At 57.3% G+C, this 19579-nt stretch carries 17 protein-coding genes; 8 read left to right on the forward strand and 9 right to left on the reverse strand.

What is annotated here, in order from left to right; genetic code table 11:
• Positions 1 to 15 precede the first annotated feature (15 nt).
• From L1F30_RS02705 to gpmI, 4 genes are all read right to left on the reverse strand, one after another.
• Complete coding sequence (locus tag L1F30_RS02705; RefSeq protein WP_253359022.1) at positions 16 to 1428, reverse strand: S41 family peptidase; 1413 nt, start codon at positions 1426 to 1428, stop codon at positions 16 to 18.
• A 129-nt stretch (positions 1429 to 1557) separates the two neighbouring features.
• Entirely contained in the window at positions 1558 to 2361 is an 804-nt protein-coding gene (locus L1F30_RS02710) for a murein hydrolase activator EnvC (RefSeq protein WP_253359024.1), read from the reverse strand.
• Positions 2362 to 2435: 74 nt separating this feature from the next.
• Complete coding sequence (locus L1F30_RS02715; protein ID WP_253359026.1) at positions 2436 to 2696, reverse strand: hypothetical protein; 261 nt, start codon at positions 2694 to 2696, stop codon at positions 2436 to 2438.
• 116 nt (positions 2697 to 2812) lie between these two features.
• Positions 2813 to 4357: a 2,3-bisphosphoglycerate-independent phosphoglycerate mutase gene (gpmI, locus tag L1F30_RS02720; RefSeq protein WP_253359028.1), complete on the reverse strand. Its 1545-nt coding sequence runs from the start codon at positions 4355 to 4357 to the stop codon at positions 2813 to 2815.
• A gap of 289 nt (positions 4358 to 4646) precedes the next feature.
• On the opposite strand from gpmI, the gene L1F30_RS02725 reads away from it, so the two are divergent.
• From L1F30_RS02725 to L1F30_RS02755, 7 genes are all read left to right on the forward strand, one after another.
• Entirely contained in the window at positions 4647 to 5048 is a 402-nt protein-coding gene (locus tag L1F30_RS02725; RefSeq protein ID WP_253361717.1) for a rhodanese-like domain-containing protein, read from the forward strand.
• A gap of 81 nt (positions 5049 to 5129) precedes the next feature.
• Positions 5130 to 5390, forward strand: a complete 261-nt coding sequence (gene grxC, locus L1F30_RS02730) for a glutaredoxin 3 (RefSeq protein ID WP_253359036.1) — start codon at positions 5130 to 5132, stop codon at positions 5388 to 5390.
• Between the two features lie 94 nt (positions 5391 to 5484).
• Entirely contained in the window at positions 5485 to 6003 is a 519-nt protein-coding gene (gene secB / locus L1F30_RS02735) for a protein-export chaperone SecB (protein ID WP_253359038.1), read from the forward strand.
• Between the two features lie 130 nt (positions 6004 to 6133).
• Entirely contained in the window at positions 6134 to 7882 is a 1749-nt protein-coding gene (locus L1F30_RS02740; RefSeq protein WP_253359040.1) for an autotransporter assembly complex family protein, read from the forward strand.
• Positions 7883 to 11455: a translocation/assembly module TamB domain-containing protein gene (locus L1F30_RS02745; RefSeq protein ID WP_253359042.1), complete on the forward strand. Its 3573-nt coding sequence runs from the start codon at positions 7883 to 7885 to the stop codon at positions 11453 to 11455.
• 75 nt (positions 11456 to 11530) lie between these two features.
• The gene (locus tag L1F30_RS02750) at positions 11531 to 12103 is read left to right on the forward strand and encodes a phosphatase PAP2 family protein (protein ID WP_253359044.1); all 573 of its coding nucleotides are present in this window, start codon (positions 11531 to 11533) and stop codon (positions 12101 to 12103) included.
• Positions 12100 to 13173: an MJ1255/VC2487 family glycosyltransferase gene (locus L1F30_RS02755; protein ID WP_253359046.1), complete on the forward strand. Its 1074-nt coding sequence runs from the start codon at positions 12100 to 12102 to the stop codon at positions 13171 to 13173. Before L1F30_RS02750 ends, L1F30_RS02755 begins: the two co-directional genes overlap by 4 nt.
• 50 nt (positions 13174 to 13223) lie before the next feature.
• Here L1F30_RS02755 and L1F30_RS02760 read toward each other — a convergent pair whose 3' ends face one another.
• Positions 13224 to 13748: a hypothetical protein gene (locus tag L1F30_RS02760; protein ID WP_253359047.1), complete on the reverse strand. Its 525-nt coding sequence runs from the start codon at positions 13746 to 13748 to the stop codon at positions 13224 to 13226.
• Positions 13749 to 13979: 231 nt separating this feature from the next.
• Between L1F30_RS02760 and L1F30_RS02765 the strand changes: the two genes are divergently transcribed.
• Positions 13980 to 14477, forward strand: a complete 498-nt coding sequence (locus tag L1F30_RS02765; protein WP_253359049.1) for a hypothetical protein — start codon at positions 13980 to 13982, stop codon at positions 14475 to 14477.
• Between the two features lie 136 nt (positions 14478 to 14613).
• On the opposite strand, the gene glnG is transcribed toward L1F30_RS02765, so the two are convergent.
• The 4 genes from glnG to glnA all read right to left on the reverse strand — a co-directional run bounded on the left by glnG (position 14614) and on the right by glnA (position 19379).
• On the reverse strand, positions 14614 to 16047 hold the full coding sequence (gene glnG, locus L1F30_RS02770; RefSeq protein ID WP_253359051.1) for a nitrogen regulation protein NR(I): 1434 nt from the start codon (positions 16045 to 16047) through the stop codon (positions 14614 to 14616).
• Entirely contained in the window at positions 16034 to 17110 is a 1077-nt protein-coding gene (glnL, locus tag L1F30_RS02775; protein ID WP_253359053.1) for a nitrogen regulation protein NR(II), read from the reverse strand. The genes glnG and glnL overlap by 14 nt, the downstream gene beginning before the upstream one ends.
• Before the next feature lie 187 nt (positions 17111 to 17297).
• Positions 17298 to 17825, reverse strand: coding sequence for a DUF4124 domain-containing protein (locus L1F30_RS02780; protein ID WP_253359054.1), 528 nt, complete (start codon positions 17823 to 17825; stop codon positions 17298 to 17300).
• A gap of 150 nt (positions 17826 to 17975) precedes the next feature.
• A complete protein-coding gene (gene glnA / locus L1F30_RS02785) occupies positions 17976 to 19379 on the reverse strand; it encodes a glutamate--ammonia ligase (protein WP_253359056.1) in 1404 nt (467 codons plus the stop codon).
• Between the last annotated feature and the right edge of the window lie 200 nt (positions 19380 to 19579).

The raw sequence follows: 19579 nt of genomic DNA on the forward strand, positions 1-19579 counted from the left end.
GCGGGGCACCGGCCGTTAGGGCGCGTCTGGGGTGTGGCCGTTGGCGCTAATCACCGTGGCCTTGTCGCTTTTTTCGGGTTGCACCGCGGGGCGGCCAAACAGTTTGTAGCCCTTTAGCAGGTTCACCGCTTCAAACAGTTGGTTGTCGCGCTCCAGCATTTCGCGGTGCTCTTTTTGGGCCTCGGCGCGCTGTTTGGCTTTGCTCTCTTCGCCACCGTTGGCGTTGTTAATGTGGCCCGATAAATCCGCCTCTGTGTATTGCGAACGCGGGCGAATGGCCGTGAGCTTGGCGCGCTCCACGTGAATGTCGGGCACTATGCCCTGGGCCTGAATGGAGCGGCCGCTGGGGGTGAAATACAGTGCGGTGGTCAGCTTGATGGCGCGCTCTTCGCTGATGGGAATAACCGTTTGCACCGAGCCTTTGCCGAAGCTGTCGGTGCCGAGAATAATGGCGCGTTGGTGATCTTGCAGGGCGCCGGCCACAATTTCCGAGGCCGAGGCCGAGCCATCGTTAATCAATACCACTATGGGCAGGCCGTTGGTGATGTCGCCCGCCGTGGCGCTGTAGCTGTTGTCTGAATTTTCATAGCGGCCTTCGGTGTACACAATCAGGCCCTCTTCCACAAAGGCATCTACCACCTCAACCGAGGCTTGCAGCACGCCGCCGGGGTTGTTGCGCAAATCCAGCACTATGCCCTGCAGGGGTTGCTCTTTTTGCAGCTTGTTGATGGCATCGATCATGTCTTTGCCGGTGCCCAGCTGGAATTGTGCAATGCGCACATAGCCGTAGTCGTCGCTCAAGCGGCGCGCGCGCACGCTTTTCACTTTAATGGCATCGCGTACCAGGGTGAGTTCGCGGGGCTTATCTTCGCCTTCGCGCACGATGGTGACCTCAATCTTGCTGCCTTTCGGGCCGCGCATGGCTTTTACCGCTTCGGTGAGGCTCATGCCTTTAACGGATTTTTCGCCCAGTTTGATGATCAGGTCGCCCGCTTCAATGCCGGCTTTGGAGGCGGGGGTGTCGTCCATGGGGGCAATGACTTTTACGAAGCCGTCTTCCATGCCCACTTCAATGCCCAGGCCGCCAAATTCGCCGGTGGTATTGGTTTGCAGATCTTCAAAAGAGTTGGCATCCAGGTAGGCCGAGTGGGGGTCTAGCTCGGCCAGCATGCCTTTAATGGCGTATTCCAGCAGTTCGCGGTCGCTGATGTTTTCAACATAGCCCTGGCGAATGTGATCGTACACCTTGGTAAAGGTGCGCAAATCTTCCAGTGGCAGTTGGCCCGGCTCGTCTTCTGTTGTTTCAGCGGCGAAGGCTGCACTGGTAAAACTTAGGGCCAGGGCCGCAATAACATATGCCAGGGGGCGGCCTGCGCGCGCCCGGGTGTTGCAAAACGCGCGACCCAGAGTGCGATTGGATAACTTCATGAAACAAATACTCCCGAGTGTGACGACCGCAGCGTCAAGGTTTCATCACAGTGTAATGCATGGTGCGGCCATTTGTTTATCAGGTGACAATTTTTTGCCTGCAGGGTTCGCACAATGCGACCAGCCGCCCTAACCGCGGCACCAGTGTGCCGGATCAACGGGCTTGCCGGCGTGGCGGATTTCAAAGTACAGGCTTGGATCTTGCTGGCCGCCGCTGGTGCCCACTTCGGCAATTACCTCGCCGGCGGCCACCCAATCGCCGGTTTCCTTGAAGAGCACTTGGTTGTGGGCGTACAGGCTCAGGTAGTTATCGCCATGATCCACAATAATCAGCATGCCTTGGCCGCGCATGTACTCGGAAAATACCACCCGACCCTGGTGAATGGCTTTCACGTCGCGGCCTTCGGGGGCGCCAATCAGCACCCCTTGCCAGCGCAAGCTGTTGCCAGCGCGGTTGCTGCCAAAGCGGGCTTTCATATGGCCCTTGGTGGGCCAACCCATCTGGCCCTTGCGCGCGGTAAAGGCCTGGCCTGGCAGGGCCAGGGCGGTATCGCTCAGCTGGCGGGAAATCTCGCCCAGAATCTTTTCCAGATGGGCGCGCTCGGCGTGGGATTTCTGTAGCCGGACATCCTTGCTGGCAATACTGGCATCGAGTTTTGCCAGGGTGCGCTGGCGCTCGGCCTTGCGGCTTTTGAGCTGCTGGTAGCGGCTGTTGAGCTGGGCTTGGGTTTGGCTGAGTTTTTCGGTTTGGCGCTCAATGGCGGGTGCGATTTGGTCGAGCTCGGCCAGGGTGGCCTGGTAGCTGTTGATGGCCGTTTGCCGGTCTGCCAGCAGCAGGGCGTTGTAATACGCCATGCGCGAGACGGTATCTGGCTGGCTTTGGCTCAACAGCAACTGCAGCTGTGAGGGGTTGCCGGTTTTGTAGGCGGCCACCAGCTGTTCGCTGAAATGCGCCTGTTGTTGTTGCTTGGCGGCATTCAGCGATTGCTGGCGGGCTCTGAGATCAGCTAGCTTTTTTTTTCCGCGGCCAGCTCGCCTTTGATGCGCTCGATGTTTTGCAACAGTTCAGCAATTTCGCTTTCACTGCGTTGCAATTCGTTGTTGAGCTCATCGCGGTTGCTTTTTGCTTCGGCAATCTCGCCTTGCAGCTTTTGCACCATGGCTTGCAGCTCGGCGAGCTTCGCCTCGTAGTTAGCCTGATCTTGCGCGTGCAGTTGCGGGGCGGCCAAAAGGCAGAGTGCAAGCAGCGCTGCGTTAAAAGACTTCATAGGGTTAAACCTGATCAATGAGTAAACGTACCGCTTGGTGTCGGCAAATTCGCGCGCTCAGCATAAAATGTTGCGCGCGCGAACGCCAGCCTGTTGTGGCAGTTTGTGTGCCCGGCCTACGTAAAGTTGACCAGGTTCCGGCCGGTCATCTCGGCGGGCTGTTGCAAATCCATCAGCGCGAGCATAGTGGGTGCCACATCGGCCAGTGAGCCGCCGTCGGCAAGGCTGAGGCTGCGCTCGCCCACATACACAAAGGGCACTGGCAGGGTGGTGTGCTGGGTGCTTACCTGGCCTGTGGCGTCGTCGAACATTTCCTCAACGTTGCCGTGGTCGGCGGTAATCAGGGCCTCGCCGCCTACGCGCGCAACCGCCGCCAGCACTTGGGCCAAGGCGCCATCTACGGTTTCAACCGCTTGCACAGCGGCATCAAATACGCCCGAGTGGCCCACCTGATCGCAGTTGGCGTAGTTGCAGATGATGGTGTCGAACCGCTGGGATTCGATGGCTGCTACGAGCTTATCGGTTACCTCTGCCGCACTCATGGCGGGGGCCAGATCGTAGGTGGCTACCTGTGGCGAGGGCACCAGAATGCGCTCTTCACCCGGGTACAGATCTTCCTGGCCGCCGCTGAAGAAAAAGGTCACATGGGCGTATTTTTCGGTTTCGGCAATGCGCAGCTGGGTTTTGCCGAGCTTGGCCAAATAGTCGCCCATGGAGTTTTCCATGGATTCCGGCGGGAAGGCGATGGGCGCGTTGATGTCGGCGGCGTACTCGGTGGTCATCACGAACTCGGCCAACGCCGGCACCAGCTCGCGCTCAAAGCCGTCGAACTCTGGCTCAACAAAGGCGCGGGTAATTTCGCGGGCGCGGTCGGGGCGGAAGTTCATGAAAATCAGCGCGTCGCCATCGTTAACCGTGGCGACTTCCTGGCCCTCGGCCACAATCACCGTGGCTTTTACAAATTCGTCGTTTTCATCGCGCGCGTAGGCCGCCTGCAGGCCGCTGATGGCGTCGTCGGCGTCGTATTCTGCAGCGCCCGTGGTCATCAGGTCGTAGGCCGCTTGTACGCGATCCCAGCGGTTGTCGCGATCGAGCGCGTAAAACCGGCCGATAATGCTGGCCACACGGCCCACGCCCAGCGCCTCGAACTTGGCCTGGGCTTTTGCCAGCGAGGCCTCGGCGCTGCGCGGGGCGGTATCGCGGCCGTCGAGCATGGCGTGCAGGTAAATTTCCTTGGCACCGCGCTTGGCGGCAAGCTCCAGCATGGCCAGCAGGTGATCCTCATGGCTGTGCACGCCGCCGGGCGATAACAGCCCCATCACATGCACCGCTTTGCCGGCGCTCACGGCTTTATCAATGGCGGCGCAGTAGACGGGGTTTTCGAAAAAGTCGCCCTCGCTAATGGCTTTGTTAATGCGGGTGTAGTTTTGGTACACCACGCGCCCGGCGCCAAGGGTCATGTGGCCCACTTCGCTGTTACCCATCTGGCCCTCTGGCAGGCCCACGGCCATGCCTGAGGTTGCAATCAGGGTTTTTGGTTGTTCCGCCCACAGCCTGTCCCAGGTGGGGGTGTTGGCCGCGCGAATGGCATTGTGTTCGGAGCGCTCGGAGTATCCGAAGCCGTCGAGAATAAGCAGTACCAGGGGCTTTTTGGCAGACATGAACGAAGGGCCTTTTACAAACAAGAAACTGATGAAGGGGCGCATTCTACCGTTTGAGGGGGCATAACACTATGTTTGGGCCTCGGGGGCTCGGCAATGTTTGGCGGTTTTTTGGTCAGCCGGTGTGTTTTTGTGGCAGCCGTGGGTTGAGGGCAGGAAAATCCTGCCGGCGCCAGGTGGCCGGTGTGAGGCCTGGCCGCGCCCTGCGTTGTGCCTCATGCTTTTTCAGGGGTGAGTCGCTATACTGGCGCGCTCGCGAGCATCGAACAAAGGAACACCTGTGGATTTAATCATCTTTCTTACCGAGCAGTGGATGTTGGTATCGCTGCTGATATTGCTGATATACGTCTATTTCTGGCGTGAAGGCCAAAAGGCTGGCGCCACCTTGTCTATTCACCAAATGACCACCCTGGTTAACAAGGGCGATGCGGTGCTGGTAGACATTCGCGATGCTGCCGATTACAAAGCCGGCCACATAGTGGATGCCATCAATATTCCCCACAACAAGCTGGAAAAGCAGCTCGATGAACTGGGCAAGTACGCAGGCAAAACCCTGGTATTGGTGGATAAACTGGGCCAGCACACGGGCCACGCCGGCCGCTTGCTGCGCGCCAAAGGCCTTGAGGTTGCACGCCTTAGCGGCGGCATGGCCGAGTGGCAGGGCCAGAACCTGCCGCTGGTGAAGAAGTAGCCCCGCTTGAAATCTGCGCGTTGGCCCGCATAACTAAGGTTGTTCGGGCCAAGCCCAAAAACCCGCTTTGCAGGAGTACCCATGAGCGTTCCCGTTACCGTCTACAGCACCACCATTTGCCCCTATTGCGTGCGTGCCAAGCAGTTGTTGAGCCAGAAAGGTGTTGCCTATGAAGACATCAATCTGGATCGCAATCCGGAGCTGCGCAGCGATGTGATGCGCCGCAGTGGCCGCCGCACCGTGCCGCAAATCTGGGTGGGCGAAACCCACGTGGGCGGTTTCGACGAGCTGTGGGCACTCGATCGCGCCGGCAAGCTAGACCCGCTGCTGGCAGGCAATTAAGCGCGGGGCTTGAAAACGCCCCCGGTGCCCATATCTCAAGGGTATCCATAACAACAACACTAAATAATTAGTACTATCGAAAGGCATTTACCCCATGACTGAAGAAAACACCCAAGGCGCCGCAGCGGCCCAAGAAGAAGCCAACCCACAGGGTCAGCAATTTGCACTGCAGCGCGTTTACCTGAAAGACATGTCTTTCGAAGCACCCATGGGCGTAAAAGCCTTCATGAAAGAGTGGAAGCCCCAGGTAGATCAAGAGCTCAACACCAAAGTTGCCAAGGTTGATGAAACCAATTACGAAGTGACCCTAACGCTCACCGTTACCGTAAAACTCGGTGAAGAAACGGCGTTCTTGGTGGAAGTGCAGCAGGGTGGCCTGTTTCACGTGAGCGGTTTGCCTGAGCAGGCCATGCCACAAATTTTTAACACTGCCTGCCCGCAGATCCTGTTCCCCTATGCGCGTGAAGCCATTGACAACGTGGTTGTGAAAGGCAGCTTCCCGGCCTTGATGTTACCGCCAGTGAACTTTGATGCATTGTTCGCCCAGGCCGTGCAGCAGGCCAAAGCGCAGCAACAAGCGCAAGGCGCAGCCGAGGCCCCCGCCGAGCAGTAAGCTTGGTTGAGGTTTAAAAAACGGCGCTCTGGCGCCGTTTTTTGTTGGTGCGGCCGGTAGCCACTTGGCAAAGCTCACCTGCTAAGGGCACACTGCGATGAATTATCCAATGGAAGGTACCAGCCACTGCATGCCTAGAATCACTCCACATGGCTTGGCCATCACAGCGCTTGGTGTGCTGGCCGTGATGGCATCGGCGGGCGCGCGCGCGCAGCTGTTGGTGCAAGGCGTTGAGGGTGAACTGGCCGACAACATTCGCGCGCACATAAGCCTCACCGAAGAAGCCTGTGATGCACCCCGCTGGCGGCTAGTCCAGCGCCGCAAGGAAGTCCCCCAGCAGGCCAAGGTGGCGCTCAATGCCTACGGCTATTATCAGCCCGCGCTCAAGGCCAGCTTCACAGAAACAGACGATTGCTGGCAGCTGCTGCTCGATGTGACTCCGGGCGAGCGGGTGAGGCTGCGCAACATTAACGTAGCACTTGCCGACAGGCCCCCGGCACTGGACGGGGAGCTTGCAGAAATGCTCGACCACCCGCCGCTCGATGCGGGCGACCCCCTTGTTCACCAGGACTACGACAGCTACAAAACCCAATTGCTGGAAACCGCCAGAGCGCAGGGCTACTGGCGCGCGCAATTTACCGAGGCCGAGCTTGCCATCTACCCGCACGAGCAAGCGGCCGATGTAAAGCTTGCCCTGGTGCTGGGCCCGCGTTACTACTTTGGCGACTATCAATTTACCGATGTGGGCCTCACACCGGAATTTCTGCGCAGGCTTGCCGGCAATGTGCAAGATGAACCCTACACGAGCGAGGCGGTGCAAAAAATTTACAGCCGCCTGCAAGGCAGCGATTACTTTCGCCGCGTGCTGTTAAACCCTCACGTAAATACCCAAAGTGACGACGTCACCGTACCGGTGGAAGTGGATTTGGCACTGCAAAGCCAAACCAGTGTGAGCGCAGGTGTGGGCTACTCCAGTGATCAGGGCGCGCGGGTGCGTGCCGATTACCGCAATCGCTACGCCAATCCCAAGGGTCACAAGTGGCGGGTAGACGGCCTTTACTCACGCACGTTCAAAGAGCTGGGCTTTACCTACACCATTCCCCGCAACGACCCGGCGCGCGAGTGGTATGAAATCAACGCCGGCGTGCTGTCGGAAAGCACCGTAAGCTACGACACCGAAGCGCAAACAACCCAGGTGCGCGCGGTGGAGGCGCTGCCCTATGATTGGGTGCTGAGTTCTGCCATTAACCTTCGCAACGAAACCTACATCATTGGCAGTGAGCCAGAGGAAACCAAGTTACTGGTTGTGCCGGGTGTTGGCTTTAGCTGGGTAGATGCCCCCAAAGATGTGCGCCAGCTAGAGGGTATAAGGTTTGAGGCAAATTTAACGGGCAGCAGCCAATACTGGTTATCCGACGCCGATTTTTTACAAGTGCGGGTCAAGTCGAAAATTATTCTGCCGTTTTCTACGCGCCTACGCTTGATCGCGCGCGCAGAAGCGGCCACCACGCTCAAAGACGACATCACAGACCTGCCACCCTCGGTGCGCTTTTTTACCGGTGGCGACAACAGTGTGCGCGGCTACCAATACAACGCCCTTGGCCCCAAAAACGATGCAGGCGATGTGGTGGGCGGCAGCCACCTGGTGGTGGCCAGCGCCGAGTTTGATTATCTGTTTTTACCTAATTGGTCGGTGTCGGTATTTGCCGACGCCGGCAATGCCTTTGATACAGTGTTTGAATTAAAGCGCGGCGTGGGGGTGGGCGTGCGTTGGTATTCACCGGTAGGGCCGCTGCGTTTTGACCTGGCCCGGCCACTCGACCCCCAAGACCCGGACGATAAATTCCGTTTGCACTTGTCGGTGGGGGCGGATTTGTAAATGCGGTTATTAAAGCGCATTGCCTTTTATTCAAGCGGCGCTATTTCGGTGTTGGCGGCGGTGCTGTTTGTGGCGCTGGGTTGGCTTGCCTTCACCGAGGCCGGTGCGCGCTGGGCGCTTATGCGTGCACTGCCATTGGCACCGGTATCTGTGCAGTTTTACGAGCTGCAAGGCACCTTGTGGCGGGGTTTGCGGGTACGTCAGTTAAGTGTGGCGGCCGATGACCACAGCCTGGGTTTTGAGCGCGCAGAAGTTGGCGAGTTGTCGTTTCGCTGGCAGCCCTTGGCGTTGATGTCGGGCCGGTTGGTGTTTGATCGCGTGCACCTGCGCGATCTGCAACTGCAGCTGGCTGAAAACACGGCCGCGCCTGAAGCCGAGCCTGCGTTGCCGCAATTTTTTGTGCCGCTGGCCATCGATGTGCGCCACCTGTCCACCCGAAATCTGAACATCCAGCAGGCCGGCCAAAGCCATAGCCTGCCGGATGCACGCCTGCGCGTAATGGTGCAAGGCGATCAGCTGTTGGTGTCGCGGCTGCAACTGGAATATGAAGGCGTGCCCTACGCGCTGTCGCTGCGCGCGCACTTTGGCAGCACATTTAAACTTGTGGCCGACATCAGCTCCCACGGTATTCAGGCAAGCGGCAGTTGCTACCAGGCTGCACCCTGGGCCTGTGAGGCGCGCGTCAATTGGGCTGGCTTTTCGCACCCGCTTACCGGTGAATTTGCATCACCCAAGGGTGAGCTTGCGCTCAATTTGCAAGGCGAACTGCTCACAATAGAAGGCGCGGCCGATTTTGCCTGGGCCTTTGCGCCTGCGCCAATTGATACGCAGTTATTGTTGGCAGGCCAGTTAAATCTAAAATCGCAAAACCTTGAGGTTACGCGCTTTAATGGAGAATTTTCAGGCGGCCAGGTGCAAGCCACAGGCGCGCTGCAATTCGCCCAAGGCTTTGCCATGCAAATCCAGGTGGGTGCCCAGAAACTTTCACTGGCGCAATGGTTGCCCGAGGCACTGGCGGAGTCTCAGGCGCAGTTGCGCTCCACTTTGGACTTGAAGGTTCACAATGATGAGGTGGATTTGCGCTGGGCAATCAGCGAGCTGCAACTTGACCTGGGTGCGCGCCCCATTACCGGTAGCACAGAATTTTATGTAAACGGGCAAGGCCTGGGGTTCGACAAGGTCGCACTCAGCGGTACAAGCGGCAGTTTGACGGGCAGTGCCTATTTCGGTTTTGACGAGCGCGTGCGACTCGATGCCCGCCTGCAAGCAGACGCACTCGAGCGCTTGGTGCCCGAGCTTTCCGGTCAGCTTGACCTTACCGCAAAAGCCTCGGGCACAGCCAAGGCACCGGTGTTTTCATTGCAGGCGCAGGGTACAGAGCTTGCGATAGCTGGCTGGCGCGCGCGCGATTTATCGCTTGCAACACAACTGCAAACCCAAGCCACCGACGCGCCCGGTTGGAGCGACCAGCTACGCGCTTTGGAAATTGCGACTTTTGATGCCCGCGTACAAGGCTTGCACGATGGCACGCGCGAACTGGGTGAACTCGCCTTGCAGCTCTCGGGTACTGCTGCCCGCCATCAAATCAACATGACCGGCCAATGGTTGCCCGACCACATCAGGCTTGAAGCCCTGTCGGTGAATGGCCGCGTTGAATTGCCGGCCAAGGCCACCAACACCGGCGAGCTATTAAGTGGCCTGCGTTGGCAACCCCTACTTGCCAAGCTTGAGGTCAGTGATCTTTGGTTGCGCGAACCCTGGCGCCTGGTTAACCCCAGCCGGGGCGATGTGAGTGCTAGCGCCCTGCAATGGCAGGCTTTGTGTTTGGCGCGCGGGCAGGCCGAGGTTTGCTGGGATGAACTGCGCATGGAAAACTGGAAAAGTTTAAGTGCGCATGGGCGCGTCGCGGGGATATATCTGGATCGCGAGCGCAGCCTGTTTTCGGAATTTTACGATACCGTCCCTTTGGGCTGGCAGCTGCGCGGTGAAGCCGTGGCCGATTGGCAAGTCACTTTGGGTGAGTTGGCCAGCGCTCGCCCACAGGTTGCCTTGGATGTTGCTCTGGCGCTCAAGGGCGCCGGTATGCGCTACCAGGAAGACGGTGAAACCACGCTCGATTTGCCCGTGCAAAGCTTGCGCGTGCGGGCCACGGGCAACCAAGGCCTGCTGGACATTACCGGTGCGGCCAGGCTTGCAGAAGATGAGCCCATAAACCTTTCAGGCCAGCTTGCTGATTGGCTCACGGAAAACCGGGCGCTCACCGGGCGCATTGCAGGGCAGTTGCATCAGCTCACCTATTTGCAGCCATTCATGCCGAGCGTACAGGCGCTCAGTGGCCGGGCTGAAATGGATTTATCGCTCGAGCTGTTACCGGGGCGTGAAGAGCCTGTATACGATGGCCGATTGCTCATTGCCGATGTGGGCATGCTGGTGCCGGCCTCGGGCACAAACCTTAAAGATTGGCGGCTGTTGATGGAAGCGGTCAAGGGTGATTTGCAGGTGTCGGGCGGTGGCCTGGTGGGTGAAGGCCGCGCCACGGTCAACGGCATGATTCGCGCCGACCGCGCCAGTGCCAAGGGCGCCTTCACCGCGCGTTTGGCAATTGAAGGTGAGGGCTTAACCCTTACGGATTTGCCCGATGCACGTTTGCAGGCAAGCCCCGATTTGGTGTTGACCGGCAACGGCCAGCGCTGGCACCTGGCCGGTGATGTGCAGGTAGACGATTCGCTGGTGGTGCTGCGCGATTTGCCAGAGGCGGCCTCTGATGTCTCGCAAGATGCCAAAGTTTACGGTTTGCAGGAACCACAGGCGCCGCGCAACCTGGTGGTATTCACCAGCGATGTAGCCCTGCGCCTGGGTGATGATGTGCGCTTTGAGGGCTTCGGGCTCACCACGCGCGTAGACGGTAATTTACGCTTCACGCGCGATGAACACAGGCTCGATCAATTGCACGGCGTGTTGGGATTGCCTGAAGGGCGTTTTCGCAGTTACGGCCAGAAGCTCGATATTAAAAACGGGCGCATTATTTTTTCCGGTGCGCCCGATAACCCGGCGCTCGATGTGCGGGCGGCGCGAAAAATCAATGATGTGGAAGCCGGTATCTGGCTCACCGGCACCGCGAAATATCCGAAAACCGAACTCTATTCCACGCCGCCCATGAGCGAGGCCGACATACTGGCCTATATGGTGAGCGGCAAACCCATTTCCGAATCGGGCCAGGGCGAAGTGAGCGACATGCAGTCGGCGGCATTGGGGCTTGGCTTAAAGCAAGCCTTGCCACTGCTGCAACGCATTGGCGGCCAATTCGGGTTTTCCGATGTTTCCATTGAAGAGTCGAGCAGCGGCGGCAGCTCTATTGCCGCCGGGCGCCGCTTGAGTGATCGCCTGTACATTAAATATGTGTATGGTTTAGTGGGCGCGGCCGGTAATTTTGTGGTGCAGTATCAGTTGTCTGATCAGGTCACACTGGAAACCTCTTCGGGCGATACCCAGGCCATCGACATCACCTACAAGTGGTCATCCACGCCGCCAACACCTGCCGAATCCAGCGCGCAATTGCGTGAAGAAGATTAACGCCCAGCGCTTGCTGTCATAGAAAATTCATCTGCGCGTCACACTTCATTCATGGCAAGTGCTGACACTTAAGCCATGATGAAGCACACGATAACCCGGCTCAACCAAGCCGACACCCAAGCGTTTTTGTGGGTGGCGAGCCGCGCGCAACAGCAGGGGCTGTTGTTGCTGGCGCGCCTTGTGTCACGCCTGGCCGATGGCCCCGGGTACTTGGCTGCAGGTATTTTACTTGCGCTTTTTGAGCCGGTGGCTGGCCCGCATTTTTTGGCCCTTGGCCTATGTTGTTACGCGCTTGAAATTCCGATTTACGTATTGTTGAAAAAGCTGTTCAAGCGTGCCCGCCCGTTTCGAAGGCTCAACTGTTGGCATTTGTTGGTGCCGGCCGATGAGTTCAGTTTTCCCTCTGGCCACACGGCGGCTGCGGCGGTTTTTGCAAGCCTGCTGGGTATGTTTTATGTGGATAGTGTGTGGTTGATGGTGGCGTTTGTAGCGCTGGTGGGGGCTGCCCGTGTAGTAATGGGGGTGCACTACCCGGGCGACATTCTGGCCGGTGCCGCCTTGGGTTTACTGTGTGTTTGCCTGATTACATTCAGTGCGCGGGTGCTTGATTTAATGCACATGCCGCCCACGCTTTTGGAGCAGCTATGAAAATTCTCTACGGTGTGCAAGCAACGGGCAATGGCCACATTACCCGGGCCCGTGCGTTGGTGCCCTGGCTTAGGAGGCTCGGTTTTGAGGTGGATGTACTTTTGAGTGGGCGCCCCCGTGATCAATTGTTCGGGCTGGAGGTCTTTGGCCATTACCGCACGCGCAAAGGGTTTACCTTTGCCTTGGCCGATGGCCGTGTGCGCCCGATGCACACACTATTTCATGCCGATCTAAAAACCTTTTGGCGCGATGTGCAGGATCTGAATGTTGAAGATTACGATGTGATACTGACAGATTTCGAGCCGGTTACCGCGTGGGCGGCTAAGTTGAAAGGCCGTGAGTGCATTGGCATTGGCCACCAGTATGCATTTCAACACCCGGTACCTAAAGCCGGCTTCAACTATTTGGCGCGCACAATTTTGTGCTGGTTTGCACCGGCAAGTACCGCCCTAGGCCTGCATTGGGACAGTTTCAACAGCCCCGTGCTGCCGCCGATTATTGAAACAGATCAAGCCTACCGCGCGCCCATGGTGGGCCAATATTTGGTGTACTTGCCGTTTGATTCACACGAGCGGGTGATGAATCTTCTGCGCGCGTTTCCCGGTGTGGCGTTTACCTATTACGCAGGCGTTGATGCGCCCTACCAAGAGCGGCATATTCAGGTAAAGCCCTATTCCCGAGCAGGATTTAAAGACGATTTGGCGCGCGCAGAAGGTGTGGTGTGTGGTGCAGGTTTTGAATTGCCCTCCGAGGCGTTGCACCTGGGTAAAAAATTATTGGTACAGCCACTACAAGGGCAATTTGAGCAGTGCTCAAATGCCCGCGCGCTAGAATTGTTGGAGCGTGCGCAGGTTATGCGCGATTTAAATCCCGAGGCATTGCGGCGCTTTTTCAATGCGTCGCCCGTAGCTCCTGTGCACTACCCGGATGTGGCCCGAGCCATTGCCGAGTGGCTAAAGGGCGGGCGCACTCAATCGGTACAAGCGCTGGCCGATCAACTGTGGGCACAAACCCGCGCAGAGCATAGGCAAGTGTCGCCCCATTTCGCACGCCACCTGAGCCCCGGGTGAATGGCTGCTAAATCAGGCGGTATCAGGCTATGACGGCAGCAGGCTTGTAATTAATGGCGGGTATTGCCGGCCGTCTCGTCAAAATACGCGCGCTCCATTGCTGCAATGGCAATAATATAATCGTTCAAGGCCACTTGCAGTTGCGCAGTTGTCATGGCGGGGATGACGCTGCTCTTGAACTTGCGCGCTGCAAAGTCCACGGTGATGACCTGCGTCCGTTCGCGCAACTCTTTGTAGCTTGCGTAGGTGATCAGGCTGGATTTGAGTTTGGTTTTTAAATAATAGGTATCGCAGGTTTGAACTTTTTGGTGCCATTGCTTTAGGTTACTGCTAAAGCCGTGCAGCCTGTCTTGCCTGTGCACATCTTTTTCCGCAAAGCGCTTCACTTGCTTTGGCCACTGGGTTAAAAAATCGCTCATCACATAGCTGCAGTACTCCAGGTTTACATGGCGCGGAAATGTGGTGCCGAAGGTTTTTTTGGCGTACTGGCGGCCAGCCTGTTCTTGTTCGCTCATGGCCGCGTTACTGATGGGGCTAAACGCTAAAATGGCTAACAGTAAAATATGTTGCTTCATGGGTGTTTCCCTAAGGGTGCCTTCCTGACAAGTGCTTGAAGCTATCAATTATTAACTGTTAATGGGCTTGTGCAAAGGTGTGGCGTGGCCTGTTGATGCGGGTTGATTGGCTATTCAGTAAAATTGCTGAATTTCGCGGGGCTTATGGGAAAAGTGCGGCAGCGGGGCGTGAATTTGTTATGCTGCGCGCCTGCATTTGCAGTCATGTAATTTAATGAAGGAATCTCAACAATGAAAACAGGAATAATTTTACTGCTGGCGACCCTGCTGGCCTGTTCAGGTGTGGCTTTCGCCGGTGATGCGGTACAAGTGCAGCGGGTTATCGGTTATGCCGAAAACGCCGAGGTGCGTCAGGCTGTGGTAGATGAGTGTGAGCTGCAAACCAAAATACCGGTGTTCCTTTCGAAATATGCCAAGAAAGATGTCGCACTGGTTGATGGTGAACTGGCCGCCGAAGGGCGTCGGCTGGAGCTTGTTATTAGCAATGCCTTTGCCTCCGGCGGCGGTGCCTGGTCGGGTGCGAAATCGGTCACGGTAAAGGGCAAGCTCTATGAGGGTGAGGCGCTGGTGGGTGATTTCATCGCGCGACGCTACTCAACCGGCGGTATGTTTGGGGGCTTTAAGGGTACTTGCTCTATTGTTGGCCGCTGCGGTAAGGCCATCGCGAAAGATATTGCCGAATGGCTGAAAAACCCTACCGAGGGCGCGCGCCTAGGTGATGCTAAGTAAACTTAGCGGCTGTTGCCATTGGGCAATGGCCGTATAAATGAAAAGGCGCAAGGTGTAAGCCCTGCGCCTTTTTTAGTGCGGTTGTTCGCTGTGGCAGGTTCAGAATTACGGCGTTGATTGAGCCGTTAGGCAGGGCTTAGTCTTCATGCACTTCATCTTCGGCCGTATCTGCCATGCCCAGCTCTTTGAGTTTGCGCGTGAGGGTGTTGCGCCCCCAGCCCAGCAGGTTGGCGGCATCGCGCTTGCGACCGGCCGTGTGCTTGAGCGCTGTTTCAATGAGGGCGCGCTCAAAGGCCGGCACCGCCTGGCTCAGAATATCCTGCTGGCCGCGGGCCAAGGCTTGATCGGCCCAGGTGCGTAGGGCTTTGTCCCAGTCGCCGTTGGGTACGTCTTTGCCCTGGGCATCTAACAGCTCGGGCGGCAGGTCGCTCACTTGCACTTCGCGCCCGGAGGCCATAACGGTAATCCACCGGCAGGTGTTTTCCAGCTGGCGCACGTTGCCAGGCCAGTTCAGGTTGCACAGCAGGTTTTCTGCATCTTTTTGCAGGGTTTTGGATTCCACGCCCAATTCGCGCGCGGCTTTTTGCAAGAAAAATTGGGCAAGTTTGGGGATGTCTTCACGGCGCTCGGCAAGCTTGGGTATGTGAATGCGAATCACATTCAGGCGGTGGAACAAATCTTCACGAAAGCGATGATCTTCCACCAGCCTTTCCAGGTTTTGGTGGGTGGCAGCAATAATGCGCACGTTCACTTTTACCGGCGTATGGCCGCCTACGCGGTAAAATTCGCCATCGGCCAGCACCCGCAGCAAGCGCGTTTGGGTGTCGGCGGGCATGTCACCAATTTCATCTAAAAATAAGGTGCCACCGTTGGCCTGCTCGAAGCGGCCCTGGCGTTGGCCGCCGGCGCCGGTGAAGGCGCCTTTCTCATGGCCAAACAATTCCGATTCAATCAAATCTTTAGGAATGGCGGCCATGTTCAGTGCAATAAAAGGCGATGCCTTGCGTGGGCTGTGGCGGTGCAGTGCGCGCGCAACCAACTCTTTGCCGGTACCGGATTCGCCGTTAATAAGCACGGTAATGTTCGATTGCGAAAGGCGACCAATGGCGCGAAACACCTCCTGCATGGCCGGCGCTTCGCCAATGATTTCGGTGCTTTCTTCGCCTTCCTCAGGCTCGGGGGCCTGGGCTTTTTGCTCAAGTGCGTGGGCCAGCGCACGCTTGGTTACGGCCACGGCTTCGTCTACGTCAAAGGGCTTTGGCAGGTATTCAAAGGCGCCGCCCTGGTAGGCTTGTACGGCGCTGTCGAGATCCGAGTGGGCCGTCATGATGATCACGGGCACCGTTGGGTGGCTGTCGTGAATTTGTTGCAACAGCGCCAGGCCGTCAATGCCGGGCATGCGAATGTCGCTCACTATGGCGTCTGGCTGGTCGCGCTCAAGGGTGCTCAGCACGCCATCGCCAGATTCAAAACTGCGGGTTTCCATGCCGGCCTGCTGCAGGGATTTTTCCAGCACCCAGCGAATAGAGCGGTCATCGTCGATGATCCAAACGCGATTAGTCTTTTGCATTGGGTTGTTCCATCGGTATGTATAAGGTGAATTGGGTTTGGCCTGGCCAGCTTTCACACTCGATCAGTCCGTGATGTTGGTTGATGAGCTGTTGGGAGATGGCGAGCCCAAGGCCTGTGCCTTCGGCGCGCCCGGAAATCATGGGGTAGAAAATGTCTTCAATGAGCTCCTGCGGGATGCCGGGGCCGTTGTCGAGAATGTCTATGCGGCACACCAGCCCATAGTGGTGACGGCCAATGGTGAACTGGCGCTGCACGCGGGTGCGCAGCGCAATGTGGCCATCTTCCACATTGTTTTCCTGCAGTGCTTGCATGGCGTTGCGCACCACGTTCAGGGTGGCCTGCACCAATTGTTCGGCATCGCCGTCCAGGTCGGGAATACTGGGGTCGTAATCGCGGGTGATGGTAACTTGCCCACCGCTTTCGGCATCCACCAATACGCACACTCGCTCGAGCACCTGGTGGATGTTAATGGGCGCGAAATTGGGGGGCTGGCGGGGGCCCAGCATGCGGTCTACCAGGTTGCGCAGCCGGTCGGCCTCTTCAATGATGACCTGGGTGTATTCCTTCAGCCCGCCATCGTCTAATTCGCGCGCCAGCAATTGTGCGGCGCCACGTATTCCACCCAGCGGGTTCTTGATTTCATGGGCCATGCCGCGCACCAGGTTGCGGCTGGTGTCTTGGGCGGAAAGCAGTGCCTCCTCGCGGGAGATGCGCAGCAGCCTGTCTAAGGGCTGAATTTCAATGAGTAGGCCATTGGGTTGGTTAATGGGGGTTACGGTGTAATCCACCGTGAGCCGCGTACCGCTGCCGAGCGTCCATTCGGCGCGGCGGCGGGTAAACTGGTGCTGCTCGCTGAGCGCTTCCTGCAGGTCTTTTTGGGCTGCCTCCGATTCGTGCACAAAGTGCACCATCTGCTCGCCCACCACCCGCTCGCCACTTACCGCCAGCAGCATTTCGGCGGCGGGGTTAATGTGCTGGATGCGCAGGTTGGCATCGGCCACCACCACAGCGGTATTCAGGCTGTCGAGCAGGGTTCTGAATGAGAGTTCGGACTTAGTCACTGCAATACCTCAAGATCCAATGGGGTCAGCCTTGCAAGAACTAAACCAACCTTGAAATGGGCGTTTGCAGGGCAAAAGACGGTGATTCCTTCACCAAAGTGAGGCGATTAGCGTAGCGCAAAAACAACTAGCGCACCATTATGGTGCGCAGCTTGATAAAAAGGGATTGTTTTGGGGCTTGGGGCGATTAATCTGTGCGAGGAACCCTTGCACGGTGAACGTACACTGGCACCGGCTCCGATTCTGCCAGCACCTCTTGATCTTCGTTGTAAATGATCACGCTGATCTGGTGTTCGCCCCGGTGAATTTCGGGAATGGTGATTACTGTGTCGGTGCTGCTATTGCCCATAGGCGTACCGTTAGACAGCACCTGGTAGCGCATGCCTTGCTCAAGGGGGCGGTTGGTTTCAAAGCTTACGGTGAGGTCGCGATCGCCCGGGTTCAGGTGGGTTTCGGGTGCCGGGCTGACAATGTACAGCTCTATGGCCGGGGCCTGGTCGCGCTTGGGGCGGCGCTTGGGGTGCAAGTTGCCGGATTCGCCGCTCATATCAAAACCGGGGGTGACGTTGGTTTCCTTCAGCTCTACCTTTTCGGTTTTGTCTGTGGGTGTGTCTGTGTAGATAACCCGGCCTTTTTCATCGGTGGTTTTGTAAACTTCGGCACCGGCAGATGCGCACATCGAAAGGCTTAACAGCAAGCAGGCGATTAATCTCATGGCGGCTCCTCGGTGAGCGTTTGGTGTGGGCCTAAACCCTGTGGCGCGAGTATAAACCAAGTACTTAACACTCAGACAAACAAAAGGCCCACAAGTTTCCTTGTGGGCCTTTTGGGTGATGCGGCTGCTCAAATTCGAGCAGTGGCGCACTTACACAGAGTAGTAGAGTTCAAATTCTACTGGGTGTGGTGTCATGTTGATCTTCTGGATGTCGCCCTTCTTCAGTTCGATGTAAGAATCGATGAAGTCGTCAGAGAAAACGCCGCCACGGGTCAGGAACTCGCGGTCTGCATCCAGTGCATCCAGGGCCTGCTCAAGGCTTGAACACACAGTTGGAATTTCGGCTTCTTCTTCTGGTGGCAGGTCGTACAGATCTTTAGAGGCTGCTTCACCCGGGTGAATCTTGTTCTGAATACCGTCGATACCGGCCATCAGCAGGGCTGAGAAGCACAGGTAGGGGTTGGCGGTTGGATCTGGGAAGCGGGTTTCAATACGCTTGGCCTTGGCGCTCTGTACGAAAGGAATACGGATAGAAGCCGAGCGGTTGCGGGCAGAGTAAGCCAGCATTACAGGTGCTTCGAAGCCGGGAACCAGACGCTTGTAAGAGTTGGTAGAGGCATTACAGAAGGCGTTCAGCGCGCGCGCGTGCTTGATGATACCGCCAACATAGTAAAGGGCAGTTTCAGACAGGCCAGCGTAGCTGTCGCCAGCAAACTGGTTTACGCCGTCTTTAGAGAAAGACTGGTGTACGTGCATGCCTGAGCCGTTGTCGCCAATCAAAGGCTTGGGCATGAAGGTGGCAGTTTTGCCGTAGGCGTGCGCTACGTTGTGAACGCAGTACTTCAGAATCTGTACTTCGTCAGCCTTTTTCACCAGGGTGTTGGCGCCAACGCCAATCTCGCACTGGCCAGCGGTGGCCACTTCGTGGTGGTGAATTTCAATTTCCAGGCCCATGGCTTCCATGGCGTTACACATGGCGCCGCGGATGTCGTGCAGGCTGTCCAGTGGTGGTACGGGGAAGTAGCCGCCTTTTACGCGTGGACGGTGGCCGGTGTTGGCGCCGTCGAAATCGTCGCCTGAAGACCAGGCCGCTTCTTCAGAGTTGATCTTGTAGAAAGCGCCGCCCATGCCAGAGTTGAACTGCACGCTGTCGAAGATGAAGAACTCTGGCTCTGGGCCGAACAGTGCCTTGTCGCCGAGGCCGGTTGAGGTCAGGTAGTCTTCTGCGCGCTTGGCGATAGAGCGTGGGTCGCGGTCGTAGCCCTGCATGGTTGAAGGCTCAACGATGTTACAGCGCACAATCACGGTGGGCTCTTCGGTGAACGGGTCCATTACAGATGCATCGTCATCGGGCATCAGGATCATGTCGGATTCGTTGATGCCTTTCCAGCCGGAGATAGATGAGCCATCAAACATGCGGCCTTCTTCGAAGAAAGACTCGCTGATAGTGCTGGCTGGGTAAGATACGTGCTGCTCTTTACCTTTGGTATCGGTAAAACGCAGATCAACCCACTTGGCTTCGTGTTCCTTGATCAGGTCTAAAGTTTTTGACATGGATGCCTCCGAATAGTCAGACCGGTTAACAATTTATTTTTACATCGCGCCCTTCCTGCATGCTGCATCATCGATACCGCGGGGCGCTGATGAAGGGTATCCGAGTAAGGGCAAAATATATGCCAAATCGGAATATCCCGTAGAGGCCCATATTTCAGGCCGTGCGCCAGTGCAGGGCGGCGTAAGCGCAATTATGGTGC

The organism is Simiduia sp. 21SJ11W-1 (assembly GCF_024138675.1).
GTDB lineage: Bacteria > Pseudomonadota > Gammaproteobacteria > Pseudomonadales > Cellvibrionaceae > Simiduia.

Excerpts from the sequence above, each read along its gene's own strand:
- L1F30_RS02705 (WP_253359022.1), bottom strand. The coding sequence starts at position 1,428 with ATGAAGTTATCCAATCGCACTCTGGGTCGCGCGTTTTGCAACACCCGG.
- L1F30_RS02715 (WP_253359026.1), bottom strand. The coding sequence starts at position 2,696 with ATGAAGTCTTTTAACGCAGCGCTGCTTGCACTCTGCCTTTTGGCCGCC.
- gpmI (WP_253359028.1), bottom strand. The coding sequence starts at position 4,357 with ATGTCTGCCAAAAAGCCCCTGGTACTGCTTATTCTCGACGGCTTCGGA.
- grxC (WP_253359036.1), top strand. The coding sequence starts at position 5,130 with ATGAGCGTTCCCGTTACCGTCTACAGCACCACCATTTGCCCCTATTGC.
- secB (WP_253359038.1), top strand. The coding sequence starts at position 5,485 with ATGACTGAAGAAAACACCCAAGGCGCCGCAGCGGCCCAAGAAGAAGCC.
- L1F30_RS02740 (WP_253359040.1), top strand. The coding sequence starts at position 6,134 with ATGCCTAGAATCACTCCACATGGCTTGGCCATCACAGCGCTTGGTGTG.
- L1F30_RS02745 (WP_253359042.1), top strand. The coding sequence starts at position 7,883 with ATGCGGTTATTAAAGCGCATTGCCTTTTATTCAAGCGGCGCTATTTCG.
- L1F30_RS02750 (WP_253359044.1), top strand. The coding sequence starts at position 11,531 with ATGATGAAGCACACGATAACCCGGCTCAACCAAGCCGACACCCAAGCG.
- L1F30_RS02755 (WP_253359046.1), top strand. The coding sequence starts at position 12,100 with ATGAAAATTCTCTACGGTGTGCAAGCAACGGGCAATGGCCACATTACC.
- L1F30_RS02760 (WP_253359047.1), bottom strand. The coding sequence starts at position 13,748 with ATGAAGCAACATATTTTACTGTTAGCCATTTTAGCGTTTAGCCCCATC.
- L1F30_RS02765 (WP_253359049.1), top strand. The coding sequence starts at position 13,980 with ATGAAAACAGGAATAATTTTACTGCTGGCGACCCTGCTGGCCTGTTCA.
- glnG (WP_253359051.1), bottom strand. The coding sequence starts at position 16,047 with ATGCAAAAGACTAATCGCGTTTGGATCATCGACGATGACCGCTCTATT.
- L1F30_RS02780 (WP_253359054.1), bottom strand. The coding sequence starts at position 17,825 with ATGAGATTAATCGCCTGCTTGCTGTTAAGCCTTTCGATGTGCGCATCT.
- glnA (WP_253359056.1), bottom strand. The coding sequence starts at position 19,379 with ATGTCAAAAACTTTAGACCTGATCAAGGAACACGAAGCCAAGTGGGTT.